This window comes from Streptomyces palmae, from assembly GCF_004684805.1.
Classification (GTDB): Bacteria; Actinomycetota; Actinomycetes; order Streptomycetales; family Streptomycetaceae; genus Streptomyces; species Streptomyces palmae.
Genome location: NZ_SRID01000155.1, coordinates 1 through 15,055 on the forward strand (window position 1 = coordinate 1; position 15,055 = coordinate 15,055).

General features: G+C 71.1%; 13 protein-coding genes, 1 rRNA gene and 1 riboswitch. Of the genes, 2 read left to right on the forward strand and 12 right to left on the reverse strand.

The window, feature by feature from the left end:
• Positions 1–607 precede the first annotated feature (607 nt).
• Positions 608–814, forward strand: a complete 207-nt coding sequence (locus E4099_RS17345) for a DUF5999 family protein (RefSeq protein WP_135339995.1) — start codon at positions 608–610, stop codon at positions 812–814.
• A gap of 159 nt (positions 815–973) precedes the next feature.
• Here the strand turns inward: E4099_RS17345 and gcvP are convergent, their stop codons facing one another.
• Entirely contained in the window at positions 974–3,865 is a 2,892-nt protein-coding gene (gene gcvP, locus E4099_RS17350; protein WP_135339984.1) for an aminomethyl-transferring glycine dehydrogenase, read from the reverse strand.
• A gap of 185 nt (positions 3,866–4,050) precedes the next feature.
• A riboswitch (glycine riboswitch) is annotated at positions 4,051–4,147 on the reverse strand.
• Between the two features lie 139 nt (positions 4,148–4,286).
• Here gcvP and E4099_RS17355 point away from each other — a divergent pair.
• Positions 4,287–4,604: a PRC-barrel domain-containing protein gene (locus E4099_RS17355; RefSeq protein ID WP_135339985.1), complete on the forward strand. Its 318-nt coding sequence runs from the start codon at positions 4,287–4,289 to the stop codon at positions 4,602–4,604.
• Here the strand turns inward: E4099_RS17355 and E4099_RS17360 are convergent.
• The 11 genes from E4099_RS17360 to rrf form a co-directional block, all read right to left on the reverse strand.
• Entirely contained in the window at positions 4,580–6,130 is a 1,551-nt protein-coding gene (locus E4099_RS17360) for a DNA polymerase IV (protein ID WP_135339986.1), read from the reverse strand. The genes E4099_RS17355 and E4099_RS17360 overlap by 25 nt on opposite strands.
• 56 nt (positions 6,131–6,186) lie before the next feature.
• Positions 6,187–6,804: a MerR family transcriptional regulator gene (locus E4099_RS17365; RefSeq protein WP_135339987.1), complete on the reverse strand. Its 618-nt coding sequence runs from the start codon at positions 6,802–6,804 to the stop codon at positions 6,187–6,189.
• 168 nt (positions 6,805–6,972) lie between these two features.
• Positions 6,973–7,446, reverse strand: coding sequence for a bifunctional nuclease family protein (locus E4099_RS17370; RefSeq protein WP_135339988.1), 474 nt, complete (start codon positions 7,444–7,446; stop codon positions 6,973–6,975).
• Positions 7,447–7,499: 53 nt separating this feature from the next.
• Positions 7,500–8,243: a transcriptional regulator FtsR gene (gene ftsR / locus E4099_RS17375; protein ID WP_135339989.1), complete on the reverse strand. Its 744-nt coding sequence runs from the start codon at positions 8,241–8,243 to the stop codon at positions 7,500–7,502.
• Positions 8,244–8,260: 17 nt separating this feature from the next.
• Entirely contained in the window at positions 8,261–9,136 is an 876-nt protein-coding gene (locus tag E4099_RS17380; RefSeq protein WP_135339990.1) for an FHA domain-containing protein, read from the reverse strand.
• A gap of 106 nt (positions 9,137–9,242) precedes the next feature.
• On the reverse strand, positions 9,243–10,172 hold the full coding sequence (locus tag E4099_RS17385) for a DUF881 domain-containing protein (protein WP_135339991.1): 930 nt from the start codon (positions 10,170–10,172) through the stop codon (positions 9,243–9,245).
• A gap of 5 nt (positions 10,173–10,177) precedes the next feature.
• Complete coding sequence (locus tag E4099_RS17390; protein ID WP_004947174.1) at positions 10,178–10,510, reverse strand: small basic family protein; 333 nt, start codon at positions 10,508–10,510, stop codon at positions 10,178–10,180.
• Positions 10,507–11,448, reverse strand: a complete 942-nt coding sequence (locus tag E4099_RS17395; protein ID WP_209446642.1) for a DUF881 domain-containing protein — start codon at positions 11,446–11,448, stop codon at positions 10,507–10,509. The genes E4099_RS17390 and E4099_RS17395 overlap by 4 nt, the downstream gene beginning before the upstream one ends.
• Positions 11,449–11,570: 122 nt before the next feature.
• On the reverse strand, positions 11,571–14,066 hold the full coding sequence (locus E4099_RS17400; RefSeq protein ID WP_135339993.1) for a mannose-1-phosphate guanyltransferase: 2,496 nt from the start codon (positions 14,064–14,066) through the stop codon (positions 11,571–11,573).
• 110 nt (positions 14,067–14,176) lie between these two features.
• Positions 14,177–14,785 (reverse strand): cardiolipin synthase ClsA, encoded by a 609-nt coding sequence (gene clsA / locus E4099_RS17405; protein WP_135339994.1) that lies wholly within the window; start codon positions 14,783–14,785, stop codon positions 14,177–14,179.
• A 143-nt stretch (positions 14,786–14,928) separates the two neighbouring features.
• Positions 14,929–15,045: ribosomal RNA gene (gene rrf, locus E4099_RS17410) — 5S ribosomal RNA — on the reverse strand.
• Between the last annotated feature and the right edge of the window lie 10 nt (positions 15,046–15,055).

Consider the following 15,055-nt stretch of genomic DNA (forward strand, 5'->3'; position numbering starts at 1 on the left):
CGCCCCGCCCGCCCCAACAGCCCGCGGAGCGGGAACCGTTGACCGTAACGACCGACACGGCAGGCTGGGCGCGCGAGGGGCTCGTTGAGCGTCGTGGAGGGCGGCGGTGCGCCAGGGGCGAGGGGGCACGCGGAGCGCTCGATTGAGGCTGGTGGAGGGCGACGGGCGAAAAGGGGCGCGCGAAGCCCTCCTATGAGGGTGGCAGTGGGCGACGGACGAGGGTGCACCCGGAGCGCTCCCATGAGGGTGGTGGTGGGCGACGGGCAAAAAGGGGTGCGCGCGGAGCGCTCCGTTGAGGGTGGTGGTGGGCGACGGGCAAAAGGGGGTGTGCGCGGAGCGCTCCGTTGAGGGTGGTGGTGGGCGACGGGCGGGCTAGTCCCCCTGGGCCATATGAAACCCCCCGAAGGGACCGTGCGGTTCCGCTGAACCGTCCGCATGGGTGACGCGTCTTTCCTCGTTGAGCAGCACTGCAGCGAAATCCCTGCGGAATCACGCCCGTAGGGCAACACTGGAACCATCAGCCGACCGAAACGGGGGGGCGGCCATGGATGCCGCATCGAGCCGCAGCACCAGCGCCATCACCACATCCCAGGGAAAGAACCCCGCCATGTGCCAGCACCAGCCGCCGTGTCCGACAGCCGAGTCCGCCGACCGGGAGGCCGCGCGCGTCGTGGCGCACTACCCGGAGCAGGGCTGGAGCCTGCTGTGCAACGGGGTCCTGCTCTTCGAGGACACCGGCGAACTGCTGCCCGACGGGCAGATCATCGCACCGCACCGTCCCTTGGGCGCCCGACTGCTCACCACGGCCGCCTGAAGGGCCTCGGCCCGCGGTCCCCGAGTCCCGCCCGAAGGCCGCCGGCGGGGGTCTCGGCCGCGGTGCGCGCGGCTGCGGTGTGGACGGCGGCGGGGCCGGCCCGGCGTGATCGCCGAACCGGCCCCTGCGCGGAGCGCCCGTAACGCTCCCGCTTCCGGGTCAGCCGTCGTACTCGTCCAGCGGCGGGCAGGAGCAGACCAGGTTGCGGTCGCCGTACGCGCCGTCGATCCGGCGCACCGGCGGCCAGTACTTGTCGGCGGCCGAGACGCCGGCCGGGAAGACGGCCTCCTCGCGGCTGTAGGCGTGGCTCCACTCGCCGCCCAGCGCCGCCGCGGTGTGCGGGGCGTTCCGCAGCGGGTTGTCGTCCTTGGCCCACTCCCCCGAGCCGACCTTGTCGATCTCCTCGCGGATGGCGATCATCGTCGCGCAGAACCGGTCGAGCTCGGCCAGGTCCTCGCTCTCGGTCGGCTCGATCATCAGCGTGCCGGCCACCGGGAAGGACATGGTCGGGGCGTGGAAGCCGTAGTCGATCAGCCGCTTGGCCACGTCGTCCACCGTCACCCCGGTGGCCTTGGTCAGCGGGCGCAGGTCGATGATGCACTCGTGCGCCACCAGGCCGCCCGGTCCCGTGTACAGCACCGGGTAGTGCGGCTCGAGCCGCTTGGCGATGTAGTTGGCGCTGAGCACCGCGACCTGGGTGGCCCGCTTCAGGCCCTCGCCGCCCATCAGCCGGACGTACGCCCAGGAGATCGGCAGGATGCCCGCCGACCCCCACGGCGCGGCCGACACCGGGCCCACCCCGGTCTCCGGGCCCGCGGTGGGCTGCAGCGGGTGGTTGGGCAGGTACGGGGCGAGGTGGGAGCGGACCGCCACCGGGCCGACGCCCGGACCGCCGCCGCCGTGCGGGATGCAGAAGGTCTTGTGCAGGTTGAGGTGCGAGACGTCGCCGCCGAACGCGCCCGGCCCGGCGAGGCCGACCAGCGCGTTGAGGTTGGCGCCGTCCACGTAGACCTGGCCGCCGGCCTCGTGCACGGCCGCGCAGATCTCGGAGATGTGCTCCTCGAACACGCCGTGGGTGGAGGGGTAGGTGACCATCAGCACCGCGAGTTCGTCCCGGTGCTTGTCGATCTTGGCGTGCAGGTCGGCGGTGTCCACCTCGCCGTCCTCGCCGGTCTTGACGACCACGACCTTCATGCCCGCCATCACCGCGCTGGCCGCGTTGGTGCCGTGCGCGGAGGACGGGATCAGGCAGACGGTGCGCTGCTCGTCGCCGTTGGCCCGGTGATAGGCGCGGACCGCCAGCAGACCGGCCAGCTCACCCTGCGAACCGGCGTTGGGCTGCAGCGAGACCTTGTCGTAGCCGGTGACCGCGGCCAGCCGCTCCTCCAGCTCGCGGATGAGCGTCAGATAGCCCTCGGCCTGCTCCACCGGCGCGAAGGGGTGCAGTCCGCCGAACTCCGGCCAGGTGACCGGCTCCATCTCGGTGGTCGCGTTGAGCTTCATGGTGCACGAGCCCAGCGGGATCATGCCGCGGTCCAGCGCGTAGTCCCGGTCGGCGAGCCGGCGCAGGTAGCGCAGCATCGCGGTCTCGGAGCGGTGCTGGTGGAACACCGGGTGGGTCAGGTAGGCGTCGGAGCGCAGCAGCCCGGCGGGCAGCGCGTCCTCGGTCGCCGCGTCCAGCTCGTCGATCGCCGGCAGCTCGGTGATGCCGAAGGCCGACCAGACGGCGGCCAGCTGCTCGCGTCCGGTGGTCTCGTCGCAGGCGATGCCCACGTGGTCGGCGTCGGTCAGCCGCAGGTTGACGCCGGCCTCGCGGGCCGCGGCCACCACCTCGGCAGCCCGGCCCGGCACCCGCACGGTGAGGGTGTCGAAGAAGGCCTCGCCGACGACCTCGGCACCGCCGGCCCGCAGGCCCGCGGCGAGCACCGCGGCGTAGCGGTGGGTGCGGCGGGCGATCGCCGCCAGCCCCTCCGGGCCGTGGTAGACGGCGTACATGCCGGCCATCACCGCGAGCAGCACCTGCGCGGTGCAGATGTTGCTGGTGGCCTTCTCCCGGCGGATGTGCTGCTCGCGGGTCTGCAGGGCCAGCCGGTAGGCCTTGTTGCCGTCCGCGTCCACCGAGACGCCGACCAGGCGGCCGGGCAGGCTGCGGGCGTAGGTGTCGCGGACCGCCATGAAGCCGGCGTGCGGTCCGCCGAAGCCCATCGGCACGCCGAAGCGCTGCGAGGAGCCGACCGCGATGTCGGCGCCCAGCTCGCCGGGCGAGGTGAGCAGGGTCAGCGCGAGCAGGTCGGCGGCGACGGTGACGATGGCGCCCAGCTCGTGGGCCTGCTCGATGACGGCCCGGGGGTCGCGGACGGCGCCGGTGGCACCCGGGTACTGGAGCAGCACGCCGAAGACGCCGCGCTCGGCGACCTCGGCCGGGATGCCCTCGCTCAGGTCGGCGACCACGACCTCCACGCCGGTGGGTTCGGCCCGGGTCTGGATGACCGCGACGGTCTGCGGCAGGCAGTCGGCGTCGACCAGGAAGACCCCGTCCTTGACCTTGCCGACCCGGCGGGCCAGTGCCATGGCCTCGGCGGCGGCGGTGCCCTCGTCCAGCAGCGAGGCACCCGAGGTGGGCAGCCCAGTGAGGTCGGCGACCACGGTCTGGAAGTTGAGGAGCGCCTCCAGCCGGCCCTGGGAGATCTCCGGCTGGTAGGGCGTGTAGGCGGTGTACCAGGCCGGGTTCTCCATGACGTTGCGGAGGATGACCGGCGGGGTGAAGGTGCCGTGGTAGCCCAGGCCGATCATGGAGGACAGGACCTGGTTGCGGTCGGCGAGTCCGCGCAGCTCGGCGAGTACCTCGGCCTCGGTGCGGGCCTCGGGGAGGTTCAGCGCCTCGGTGCTCTTGATGACGTCGGGGACGGCGGTCGCGGTGAGTTCGTCCAGCGAGGCGAAGCCCACCTGGGCGAGCATCTTCGCCTGGGCCTCGCTGTCGGGGCCGATGTGGCGCTGGGCGAACGGAGTGCCGCGCTCCAGCGCTTCGAGGGAGATGCGGTTGGCGGTCATCTGCGAGAGGCCTCCTGGTCTGTGCGACCTTCGAGGGGCACCACGGCGCGGGTACCCGGACGGCCTCCCCCTCTGTCATCGACCTGAGAGCTTCACCGGGCCGTGGCGGCCCGGCTTTCACCGTCGGTGAGGAGGGGTCCCGGAGCGGGTGTCCACCCGTCGCCCACCCTGCTTTCCAGAGTGACCTCACCCGTGCGGTTCATGTGCCTGAGAGATTCCGGGGAGGATTTGCTCCTTCGGCGCCCCCGCCGATGCGACGGAGGACTCTCCCGCGCGGGGTCAGCAGCCATCGCCAGAGTACCAGCGTCGATCTCCCCCAGAACCGGTCGGTGACCTCTCACCACCCCTCTCAAGTGGCCTTTTGCTCGGATGTGGCTTTTCGTAGGTGTCAGGGAGCAGTCAGCTGTCAGTTGGAGGGACCGTGCAGACCGACATCGATCCGCGCCATCTGATCGGGCGCAAGGCATTCGACCGCGAGGGCGCCCGGCTCGGCACGGTGGACGAGGTGTACCTGGACGACGCGACGGGCGAGCCGGAATGGGCCGCGGTACGCACCGGGCTCTTCGGCCGGGACGTGTTCGTACCGCTGAAGCCGAGCGAGGTCGTGGACGACGCGCTGCGGGTGCCCTACGGGCGCGGGCTGATCAAGGACGCCCCGGACTTCGGCGTCGGCCGCCACCTCTCCCCCGAGCAGGAACTCCAGCTCTACCACCACTACGGGCTGGACGGGGAGGACTGACCCGCAGCGGTACGGGCCTCCTGGTCCGGCCGTGCCGAGGTCAGGATCGGGGGCGGCTCGGCGGGCCGCAGCTCCGGGTCGTCGACGGCGAAGGTCCGCACCCGGCCCGGCGGTGTCCAGGGCCCCTCGAAGCGGACCGTGACCCGGCCGACCCCGCTGCCCTGCACCCAGCCGGCGCCGTAGGCGTCGTGCGTCACATCACTGCCCGGCAGCCAGCGCCTCGGCCCGCCCGGCTCCGACGGCTGCCCGGGGCCCGGGCCGGACTCCTGGCCGCCCTGCCGCCCCGGCCCCGGTATCGGCGGCCCGGCCTGCCCGTCAGGGGCCTCCGGCGGGCGCTCGGAGGTGCTCACGGCGGATGTCCCCGGAGCCGGCCCGGCGCCCTCCCCGGAGGCGCCGGGAGCCGCGGCCGGCTGTGCCGGCGCCGCCGCCGCGGGCCGTGCGTCCTGGTCCGCCTGTGCCGCCTGGGCGAACAGGTCCTCCTGGGTGTAGTCCGCGAGCCCGGTGACGCCCACGCCCAGCAGCCGCACCCCTGCCGTGGTGTCCACCTGCTCCAGCAACCTCGCCGCGGCCTCCCGCACCACCGCCGGATCGTCGGTGGGGCCGCGCAGCGTCTCGGACCGCGTGAGGGTGGAGAAGTCGTACCGCCTCACCTTGATGACCACCGTGCGGCCGGACCGGCCCGCGGCCCGCAGCCGCTCCACGCACCGGTCGGCGAGCCTGGCGATCTCCAGTTGCACCCGCAGCCGGTCGGTGACATCGGTGTCGAAGGTGTCCTCCACCGAGACCGACTTCGACTCGCGCTCGGCCACCACCGGGCGGTCGTCCCATCCGTTGGCCATGGCGTACAGCGATGAGCCGTGGGCCTTGCCGAGCAGCCGGACCAGCTCCGCCTCGCCCGCCTCCCGGGTCTCGGCGACGGTGTGGATCCCCGCCCGGCGCAGCGCCTCCGCGGTGGCCGGTCCCACCCCCGGCAGGGTGCGCACCGTCAGGGGGGCCAGCAGTTCCCGCTCGGTGCCGGGCTCGATGACCACCAGCCCGTCCGGCTTCGCCTGCTCGGAGCCGATCTTGGCGAGCATCTTGGAGCCGGCGAGCCCCACCGAGCCGCTCAGCCCCGTGGCCTCCCGGATCGCGGCACGCAGCCGCTCCCCGACCCGGCGGGCGCCGGCCAGGTCCGCGGCCGCGCCGCCCGCCTCCAGGTCCACGAAGGCCTCGTCCAGGCTGAGCGGTTCGACCAGCGGGGACAGCTCGCCGAGCAGCTCCATGACCTTCTCGCTGACCTGGCGGTAGAGGGAGAAGCGGGGGGTGAGGTAGGCGGCGTTGGGGCACAGTCGGCGGGCCTGCCCCATGGCCATCGCCGAGTGCACCCCGAAGACCCTGGCCTCGTACGAGGCGGTGGCGACGACCCCGCGCGGCCCGAGCCCGCCGACGATCACGGGCTTTCCGCGCAGGCTGGGCTTGGCCGCCTGCTCCACCGCGGCGTAGAAGGCGTCCATGTCCAGATGCAGGATCGTCGGCGCATCTCTCACAGCTACCGATGCTGCCGCATACCACTGACACTCGGGCGCGGGCGCGGCCGCCCGGGTCAGACCGCGCGGTTGCGGCGTCGCGCCAGCTCGTCGCCCGGGTGGTGCCCGACCAGGGTCTCGCCGGTGTCCACCCGCTCACCGTGCAGCTGGGACAGGGCGCTCTCCACGTCCCGCCAGACCACGCCCACCGCGATACCGAAGACGCCCTGGCCGCCCTTGAGCAGTTCGACGACCTCGTCGGGGGAGGTGCACTCGTAGACCGTGGCCCCGTCGCTCATCAGGGTCATCCGGGCCAGATCCGCCAGGTCCCGGGTGCCCAGGTGCTGCACGGCGGTGCGGATGTTCTGCAGGGACACCCCGGTGTCCAGCAACCTCTTGACGATCTTGAGGACGACCACGTCCCGGAAGCTGTACAGCCGCTGGGTGCCCGAGCCGTAGGCGGGACGCACGCTGGGCTCCACCAGCCCGGTGCGCGCCCAGTAGTCCAGCTGGCGGTAGGTGATCCCCGCCGCGGCGCACGCGGTGGGGCCGCGGTATCCGACCTCCTCCGCGACACGCTCCCGGCCGGGAGCGGCCTGTGCCGCGATGCGGTGCCGGGGAGCCGGTTCGGCCGGTGCACCCCCCTGGAGCGGATACGGACCGCCTGCCGCCGTGCCCTCGCCGGTGCTTCTCACGCCGACCTCCGTCCTTGACCTGCCCCTCGACGGTAGGCAGTCACCCGGGGTGCGTCAACGATCGCCACACTCGGCACGCCGAGTGATAATCACCCTGAGGGTGGTTTCCCGTGTCCGTCCCGGGGGAAAGGCTACTCGAATGCGCGTACGCGGCGGACCGGAAATCCCTTACTGGTTGCCGGTCCCGAAGTCCTCCGGCGAGATCTGGTCGAGGAACTCGCGGAACTTCTCCACCTCGTCCTCCTGCTCGTCCGGGATGGCGATGCCCGCGTCGTCGAGCACCCCGTCGCTGCCGTAGATCGGCGTCCCGGTGCGCAGTGCGAGCGCTATGGCATCGGAGGGACGGGCGCTGACCTCCACCCCGCTGGCGAAGACCAGCTCGGCGTAGAAGACCCCCTCGCGCAGGTCCGTGATCCGGACCTCGGTGAGCGTCTGCCCCACGGCCTCCAGCACGTCCTTGAACAGGTCGTGCGTCAGGGGGCGCGCCGGCGTCATGCCCTGCTGGGCGAAGGCGATGGCGGTGGCTTCCCCCGGTCCGATCCAGATGGGGAGGTACCGGTCGCCTCCCACTTCACGCAGGAGCACGATCGGTTGGTTGGAGGGCATTTCCACCCGGACACCCACGACGTCGAGCTCGTTCACATAGCAACCCTAGGACGTGGGCGGCCGGTTTGGATAGTCGGGCCTGCGTTCGGTCAGTCCGGGCGGGCGCTCAGCGCCGTCCTGAGCAGGGCCGTGTGCAGCCGGACCGCAAGTGCGGCGATCTCCCTGGAGGTGGCCTCCGCATGGGCCCTGGTCTGCGGATTCCGGTGCAGACGCAGCGGCGCGACCACTTGGTCCACCAGGTCCGCCTCACGTTCGGCGGCGGCCTTGACCGTCCGCAGATGGCGGGGTTCCAATCCGAAGCGGCCGAGATCCATGATCAATTTGGCCACGGTGACCGCCTCGGCGTCGTAGCCGCCCTCGCCGACCGGGCTGATCAGCCCGTACGACTCCCACTCGGCCAGCTCGTCCTCGCCGGCCTCGGCCGCGGCCAGCAGCTCGGCCCGGCCCAGCCGGGCCGCCGTGGGCCGGTCCAGGTCGAATTCGACCTCGTCCAGCAGCTCCCGGCCCGGTGCGGCGGAGGAGGCGGGCAGCGGCAGCGGCTCCCCGCGCTCCAGCGCGTCCAGATGCTCCCGGATGACCTTGAGGGGCAGATAGTGGTCCCGCTGCATCCGCAGGATGCGGGAGAGCCGCTCCACGTCCCGCGGGGTGAATTTCCGATAACCCGAGGGCGTGCGCTGCGGCTCCACCAGCCCCTCCGCCTCCAGGAAGCGGATTTTCGAGATGGTGACCTCGGGAAACTCGTCCCGGAGCAGGTTGAGCACCGCGCCGATGCTCATCAGGCGGCCGGACGGGGCGGCGCCGGAAGCGGCGCCGCCCGACGGTGAATGCAGCATGGACCTTCCCCTGGGGGTCAGATACCGACGCCCCGCTGGCTCGCGTAGAAGACCATCCGGTACTTGCCGATCTGGACCTCGTCGCCGTTGTTCAGCGGCACGGCCTCGATGGGCTCCCGGTTGACGTAGGTGCCGTTCAGGCTGCCGACGTCCGCGACCGTGAAGCGGCCGTCCGTACCGCGCCGGAACTCCACATGGCGACGCGAGACGGTCACGTCGTCCAGGAAGATGTCGCTCTGCGGGTGGCGTCCGGCCGTGGTCAGCTCGCTGTCGAGCAGGAACCGGCTGCCGGAGTTCGGCCCGCGCCGGACCACCAGCAGCGCCGAACCCAGCGGGAGCGCGTCCACGGCGGCCTGCGCCTCCGGGGAGAGCGACGGCAGCTGGGTCTGCCCGGTCGTCTCGGAGTCGTACGCCTCGAGCCCGCTGATGGAGATGGTCGAGGTGGTCTCCGAGGCACGCTCGGGCACGGCGTCGCCGCGCAGCGGAGTGCCGCAGTTGGAGCAGAAACGGCTGGTCGCGCCGGCCTGGTGGCCGCACCGCGGACAGACGGGCAGACCGCCGCCGCGGGCGGCTGCCGGCTCCTGAAAACCTATGCGGCCGGCACCGGCGGGGTCGGCGGACGGCGCGCCCTGCCCGCCCGGAACCCCACCCTGCGAACCGACCTGATCACGGAAGAGCGGGCGCTGCTGCTCGCCGGCGCCACCGCCTTCCATCGGCTGCTGGACGCGGTGGCGGGCCGTGCCGCTGCCGCCGTCCTGACGCGCGCTCTTGCCGAACAACTTCCCGAACAACTTCACGGGCGATTCCCCTTGACCGAAACAGACCCGCCCGTGGGGCAGGACAAACCCTCGCTGTATCCCTCGATGCACACACCGGTCGACCCGGACACCCATACAACGTCCGTGACCGACAGACAGTTTCCACCACGCACCACTGATCTGGTGCTCCGACCCCCCACAACTTGCCGCGTTGGCACAGATCGCGCCATATCTCCCCACCTCATCGCGATGACGACCGAGCGTAGTCAGGGCTCTTCAACGGCCGCAAGGCGTCCACGATGACCTTTTCGGACCGCCGGATGTCCGCCACGGCCCGTTCCTTCCTGAGAGTCTGCACCACGCCGCCCGGGATGTTCAGCGCGGGTTCCAGATCATCAGGCTTCCCGATCACCTTGAAGACATACGGCTGGTCGATCTTCTGCCCGTCGATCCGGACGCCGTCCGCGGCGTCCGTGAAGTAGCTGTCCGCGACCACCCGCACATCGTTGACCTGGATCGCCTCGGCGCCCGCGGCCCGGAGCTCCTGGATGGCGTCGAGCAGCATGTCGGCCTCCACGGCGCCGTGGCCGTCGCGGATGGTGAACTCGATGCCCGGCCCCTGGGCGGCGACCGTCCCCGCGAGCACCCCGAGTTGCTGCTCCTTCTGGAGGGTCTGCCTGCGCGCCTCCTCCGCCTGGTCGGAGCTGTTCTCCAGCTCGGTGCGCTGGCCCTCCAGCCGCCGCTTCTCGTCCTGGAGGCGCTGGGTGCGGTTGTCGACCTCGTCGAGGATCCGCACCAGGTCCTCCTGCCGGGCGCCGCGCAGCACGCTGTCCTCGTTGGTGGAGCGCACCTGGATGGCCAGACCGAGGCCGAGGACGAACAGCAGGAGGGCCATGGTGAGTTGGGCCCGGGTCAGCCGGGGCGGCCACAGGCTCTGCACCAGCCGCTGCCGGCCGGTCCGCGGCGGGCGACCGTCGCCCCCCTCCCCGGTGCCCTGGTCACCGGCCGGGGCCGTCGGGGGCCGGTGCGGTGGCAGCGGCGTCCGACGCGCCCCGGGCAGCGGCTCGGGGCGGGCGGGCCGGTGGCGGCCCTCCTGGTGCCGGCCGTGATGCGGGCGCCGGGTTCGGTCGCCCTCGTCGCCCGGTCCGTGCGGGGTCTGGTCCTGGTTCATCGGCCTCACGCCCGGAACACGTGCCGGCGGATCGCGGCCGCGTTGGAGAAGATCCGGATGCCGAGCACCACGACCACGCCGGTGGACAGCTGGGCGCCGACGCCGAGCTTGTCACCGAGGAAGACGATCAGCGCGGCCACCACGACGTTGGAGAGGAACGAGACCACGAAGACCTTGTCGTCGAAGATGCCGTCCAGCATGGCCCGCAGCCCGCCGAACACCGCGTCCAGCGCCGCCACCACGGCGATCGGCAGGTAGGGCTCGACCGCCGTCGGCACCACGGGGCGGACGACCAGTCCGACCACCACTCCGACGATGAGGCCCAAAACGGCGATCACGATGTGCCCGTGCCCTTCCCTGGTTCCGAGCCGCTCTTCACGGCGGCCCTGCCGGTCGGCTCTGCGGTACGTACGATGAGACTCGGCGCGACCGGCAGCCGGACCTCGTCCTGGGCGGAAATGCGCGCGCGGATGCCGTAGTTGTCGCGCAGCACGCGCAGGTACTGTCCGTCGGCGCTGTCCTGGAACGCGGAGCTCAACCGCGGACCGTCCCCCACCGCCAGTACCGTATACGGCGGCACCAGCGGTTTGTTGTCGACCAGTATGGCGTCTCCCGCGGCCCTGATCGCCGAGAGCGAGGTCAGCCGCTGCCCGTTGACCGCGATCGCCTCCGCGCCGGACTCCCACAGCCCGTTGACGATCCGCTGCATGTCCCGGTCGCGTACCCGGCCGGTGTCCGAGAAGCCGTTGCTCTCCCGCGGGCCCCCGCCGCCCTGGTCGGCGGCCTTGGCGTCGTCCACGACCAGTTTCACCCCGGGGCCGGTGACCTCGGTCGCCCCGGCCAGCAGCGCCACGGTCTCGGCCCCGTCACCGCCGTACTTCTTCAGCGCCTTGCGCTGTATGCCTCCCACCTGCTCGCGGAGGGCGTCCACGTCCTTCTCCAGATCGTCGGCGTCGGAGGTCTCCGACTCGATCCGGTCGATCAGCTCATGCCGCTCCTTGGCCAGCGTGGGCGCCGATATCCGCGCCTCGGCGGCGCCGATGGTCACCACGACGGCGGCCAGGACCAGCCCGAAGGACAGGCCCAGCTTGGCCCGCAGGGTACGCGGCAGTCCCTGGCTGCCGGTGCTGCCGCGGCGCGCGGCGGCCTCGGCGTATCCCTCGTCCAGGCTGTGCTCCATCACATTGGTCAGCAGCGACATGGACGCATCGAGCCGCGGACGGGAAGGCGGTGATGCGGTGCTCCGAATGGGGGGCTGCTGCGACATGCCGCACATCGTCGCACGTCGGGGGCGCCGCCACCCAATGGCCCTGGCGGCGCGCCGGAGCGGGCCCGGACGGTGGGCGCCCCCGGCCGCTCACGCCGCGGGCGCCGGGTGGCGGCCCGCGGCGCCCGACATCACGGGCCGGCGCCCTCCACCACCTGTGTCCACTCGTCCAGCAGGGCCCGCGCGGAGGCGTCGTCGGGGCCCTCGGCCCACAGATGGGTGACGGCCTCGGCCGGGTCCGGCAGCACCATCACCCAGCGGCCGTCGGCCTCCACCACCCGCACCCCGTCGGTGGTGTCCACGGAGCGGTCACCGGCGGCCTCCACCACCCGCCGCATCACCAGTCCCTTGACCGCCCAGGGGGTGGCCAGGTCGCGGCGCAGCACATGGGCGAGCGGGATACGGGCGTCGATCTGGCTCAGGGTCAGCTGGGTACGGGCCACCAGCCCGATCAGCCGGACGAAGGCGGCGGCACCGTCGAAGACGCTGCTGAACTCGGGCACGATGAAGCCGCCGCGGCCGTCACCGCCGAAGATCGTCGTCTCCCCGCGGCCCACTCGGGTGAGGTCGTCCGGGGAGGTGGTGGTCCACTCGACCTGGGTGCCGTGGTAGGCGGCGACCTGCTCGGCGATGCGCGTGGTGGTGACCGGCAGGGCCACCTTGCCGCTGCGCCGTTCGGCGGCGACCAGGTCCAGCATCACCAGCAGGGCCCGGTCGTCCTCCACGATCCGGCCCTTCTCGTCCACCAGGGAGAGCCGCTCGCCGACCGGGTCGAAGCGCACGCCGAACGCGGCGCGCGCCGAGGCGACGATCTCACCGAGCCGCACCAGCCCGGAACGGCGTCCCTCGGCGGTCTCGGTGGGTCTGGTCTCGTCCAGTCCCGGGTTGATGGTCAGCGAGTCCACGCCCAGCCGGCCCAGCAGGCTGGGCAGCACCAGCCCGGCGCTGCCGTTGGAGGCGTCCACCACGACCTTCAGCCCGGCCTCCGTGACACCGGTGGTGTCCACCGCGCGCAGCAGCGATCCGGTGTACGAGTCGTAGACGCTGGACGGGAAGCTGAGGTCGCCGATCTCGCCGGGGAAGGCACGGCGGTACTCCTGACGGGCGTAGACCCGGTCCAGCTTGCGCTGGCCGGCCGCGGACAGGTCCGCGCCGCGCTCGTCGAAGAACATGATGTCCACCGAGTCGGGCACCCCGGGCGAGGTACGGATCATGATGCCGCCGGCACTGCCGCGCGCGGTCTGCTGCCGGGCCACCGGCAGGGGCACGTTCTCCAGGTCCCGTACATCGATGGCGCTGGTCTGGAGGGCGGAGATCACCGCGCGTTTGAGGGCACGGGCGCCTCGCGAGTGGTCGCGGGCGGTGGTGACGGTGGCGCCCTTCTTGAGGGTGGTGGCATAGGCGCCGGCGATACGGACCGCGAGTTCCGGCGTGATTTCGACGTTGAGGATGCCGGAGACGCCCCGGGCGCCGAACAGCTGCGCCTGGCTGCGGGACTCCCAGATCACCGAGGTGTTGACGAACGCGCCGGCCTCGATGGTCTTGAAGGGGTAGACCCGGACATTGCCCTGGACGATGGATTCCTCGCCCACCAGGCATTCGTCGCCGATGACGGCGCCGTCCTCGATCCGGGCGGCCCGCATGATATCGGTGTTCTTGCCGATGACGCAGCCGCGCAGATTGCTCTGCTGCCCGATGTAGACGTTGTCGTGGACCACGGCCTTGTGCAGGAAGGCTCCGCTCTTGACGACCACGTTGGAGCCGACCACAGTGTGTTCGCGGATTTCCACATCCGCTTCCACCTTGGCGTAGTCGCCGATGTAGAGAGGGCCGCGGAGAACCGCGTCGGGGTGCACCTCGGCGCCCTCGGCCACCCAGACGCCGGGCGAGATCTCGAAGCCGTCGATCTCGACGTCGACCTTGCCCTCCAGGACGTCGGCCTGGGCCTTCACATAGCTCTCATGGGTGCCGACGTCCTCCCAGTAGCCCTCGGCCACGTAGCCGTAGATCGGCTTGCCTTCCTCCATGAGCTTCGGGAAGACGTCCCCCGACCAGTCCACCGGAACGTCGGGCTCCACGTAGCGGAAGACCTCGGGCTCCATCACGTAGATGCCGGTGTTGACGGTGTCCGAGAAGACCTGCCCCCAGGTCGGCTTCTCCAGGAAGCGCTCGACCCGGCCCGCGTCGTCCACGATGGTGATGCCGAATTCCAGGGGGTTGGGCACCCGGGTGAGGCAGACCGTGACCAGGGCGCCTTTTTCCTTGTGGAATTTGATCAGTTCGGTCAGGTCGAAATCGGTGAGCGCATCGCCGGAGATGACCAGGAAGGCATCGTCCTTGAGCGCCTCTTCCGCGTTCTTGACGCTGCCGGCGGTGCCGAGTGGCTTTTCCTCGTTGGCGTACGACAGCTCCATGCCGAGTTCCTCGCCGTCCCCGAAGTAGTTCTTGACGAGGGAGGCGAGGAACTGGACGGTCACCACGGTCTCGCTCAGCCCGTGCCGCTTGAGGAGCCGCAGTACGTGCTCCATGATCGGCCGGTTGGCGACCGGGAGAAGGGGCTTGGGCATGCTTGAGGTCATGGGGCGAAGCCTGGTGCCTTCGCCCCCGGCCATCACGACGGCCTTCATGTCGGAAGCGTCCTCCTCGAAGAGACGACGGTGATGCCGACTTCCCCCGTCCGGAAGCTCCTGGGGTTCCAGGGTGCCCGGCCTCCGCTCCGGCCGCTACACGGGCACGCTCAGTCGGCCGCGGCGTCCGCCCTGATGAGCCGGCGGACCTGAACCACGTACAGGATTCCTGCCCACCAATACAGGGTCGTACCCCATCCTGTGAACGCCCATCCGAAAATAGCAGCGAGCGTGGCGAGCCAGCCACTTCCGTCACTCAGCAGGAGCAACGGGAACGCGTACATGAGGTTGAAAGTCGCCGCCTTGCCGAGGAAGTTCACCTGGGGCGGGGGATATCCGTGGCGGCGAAGGATTCCCACCATCACCAACAGCACCAGCTCACGGGCGAGAAGGACCGCGGTGATCCAGATCGGCAGGATGTCCCGCCAGGTGAGCCCGATGAGTGTGGACAGAATGTAGAGCCGGTCGGCGGCCGGGTCGAGGAGGCGACCGAGGCTGCTGATCTGGTTCCAGCGGCGGGCGAGCTTCCCGTCCAGATAGTCGCTGACCCCACTGAGCGCCAGTACCAGCAGAGCCCAGCCGTCACTCTTCGGGCCGCCGAACTCGGGCCGGAGAATCAGCCACAGGAATAGCGGTACGCCGACGAGCCGGGCCATGCTGAGGATGTTCGGGATCGTGAGGACGCGGTCGGTCTGGACGCGCGTCTCCTGGACCTCCACCCGGGAGCCTCCTGTGGGACGGTGTCGATGATGTGTCTCTTGACTTTACCTGTACCGGTTCACGGCCCGTGCACGGACCCCGGACAAGCAAAAAGGCCCTGGTGGGGAACCGAAGTTCCCCACCAGGGCCTCTGTCAAAATTTGTTCGGCGGCGTCCTACTCTCCCACAGGGTCCCCCCTGCAGTACCATCGGCGCTGAAAGGCTTAGCTTCCGGGTTCGGAATGTAACCGGGCGTTTCCCTAACGCTATAACCACCGAAACACTATGAA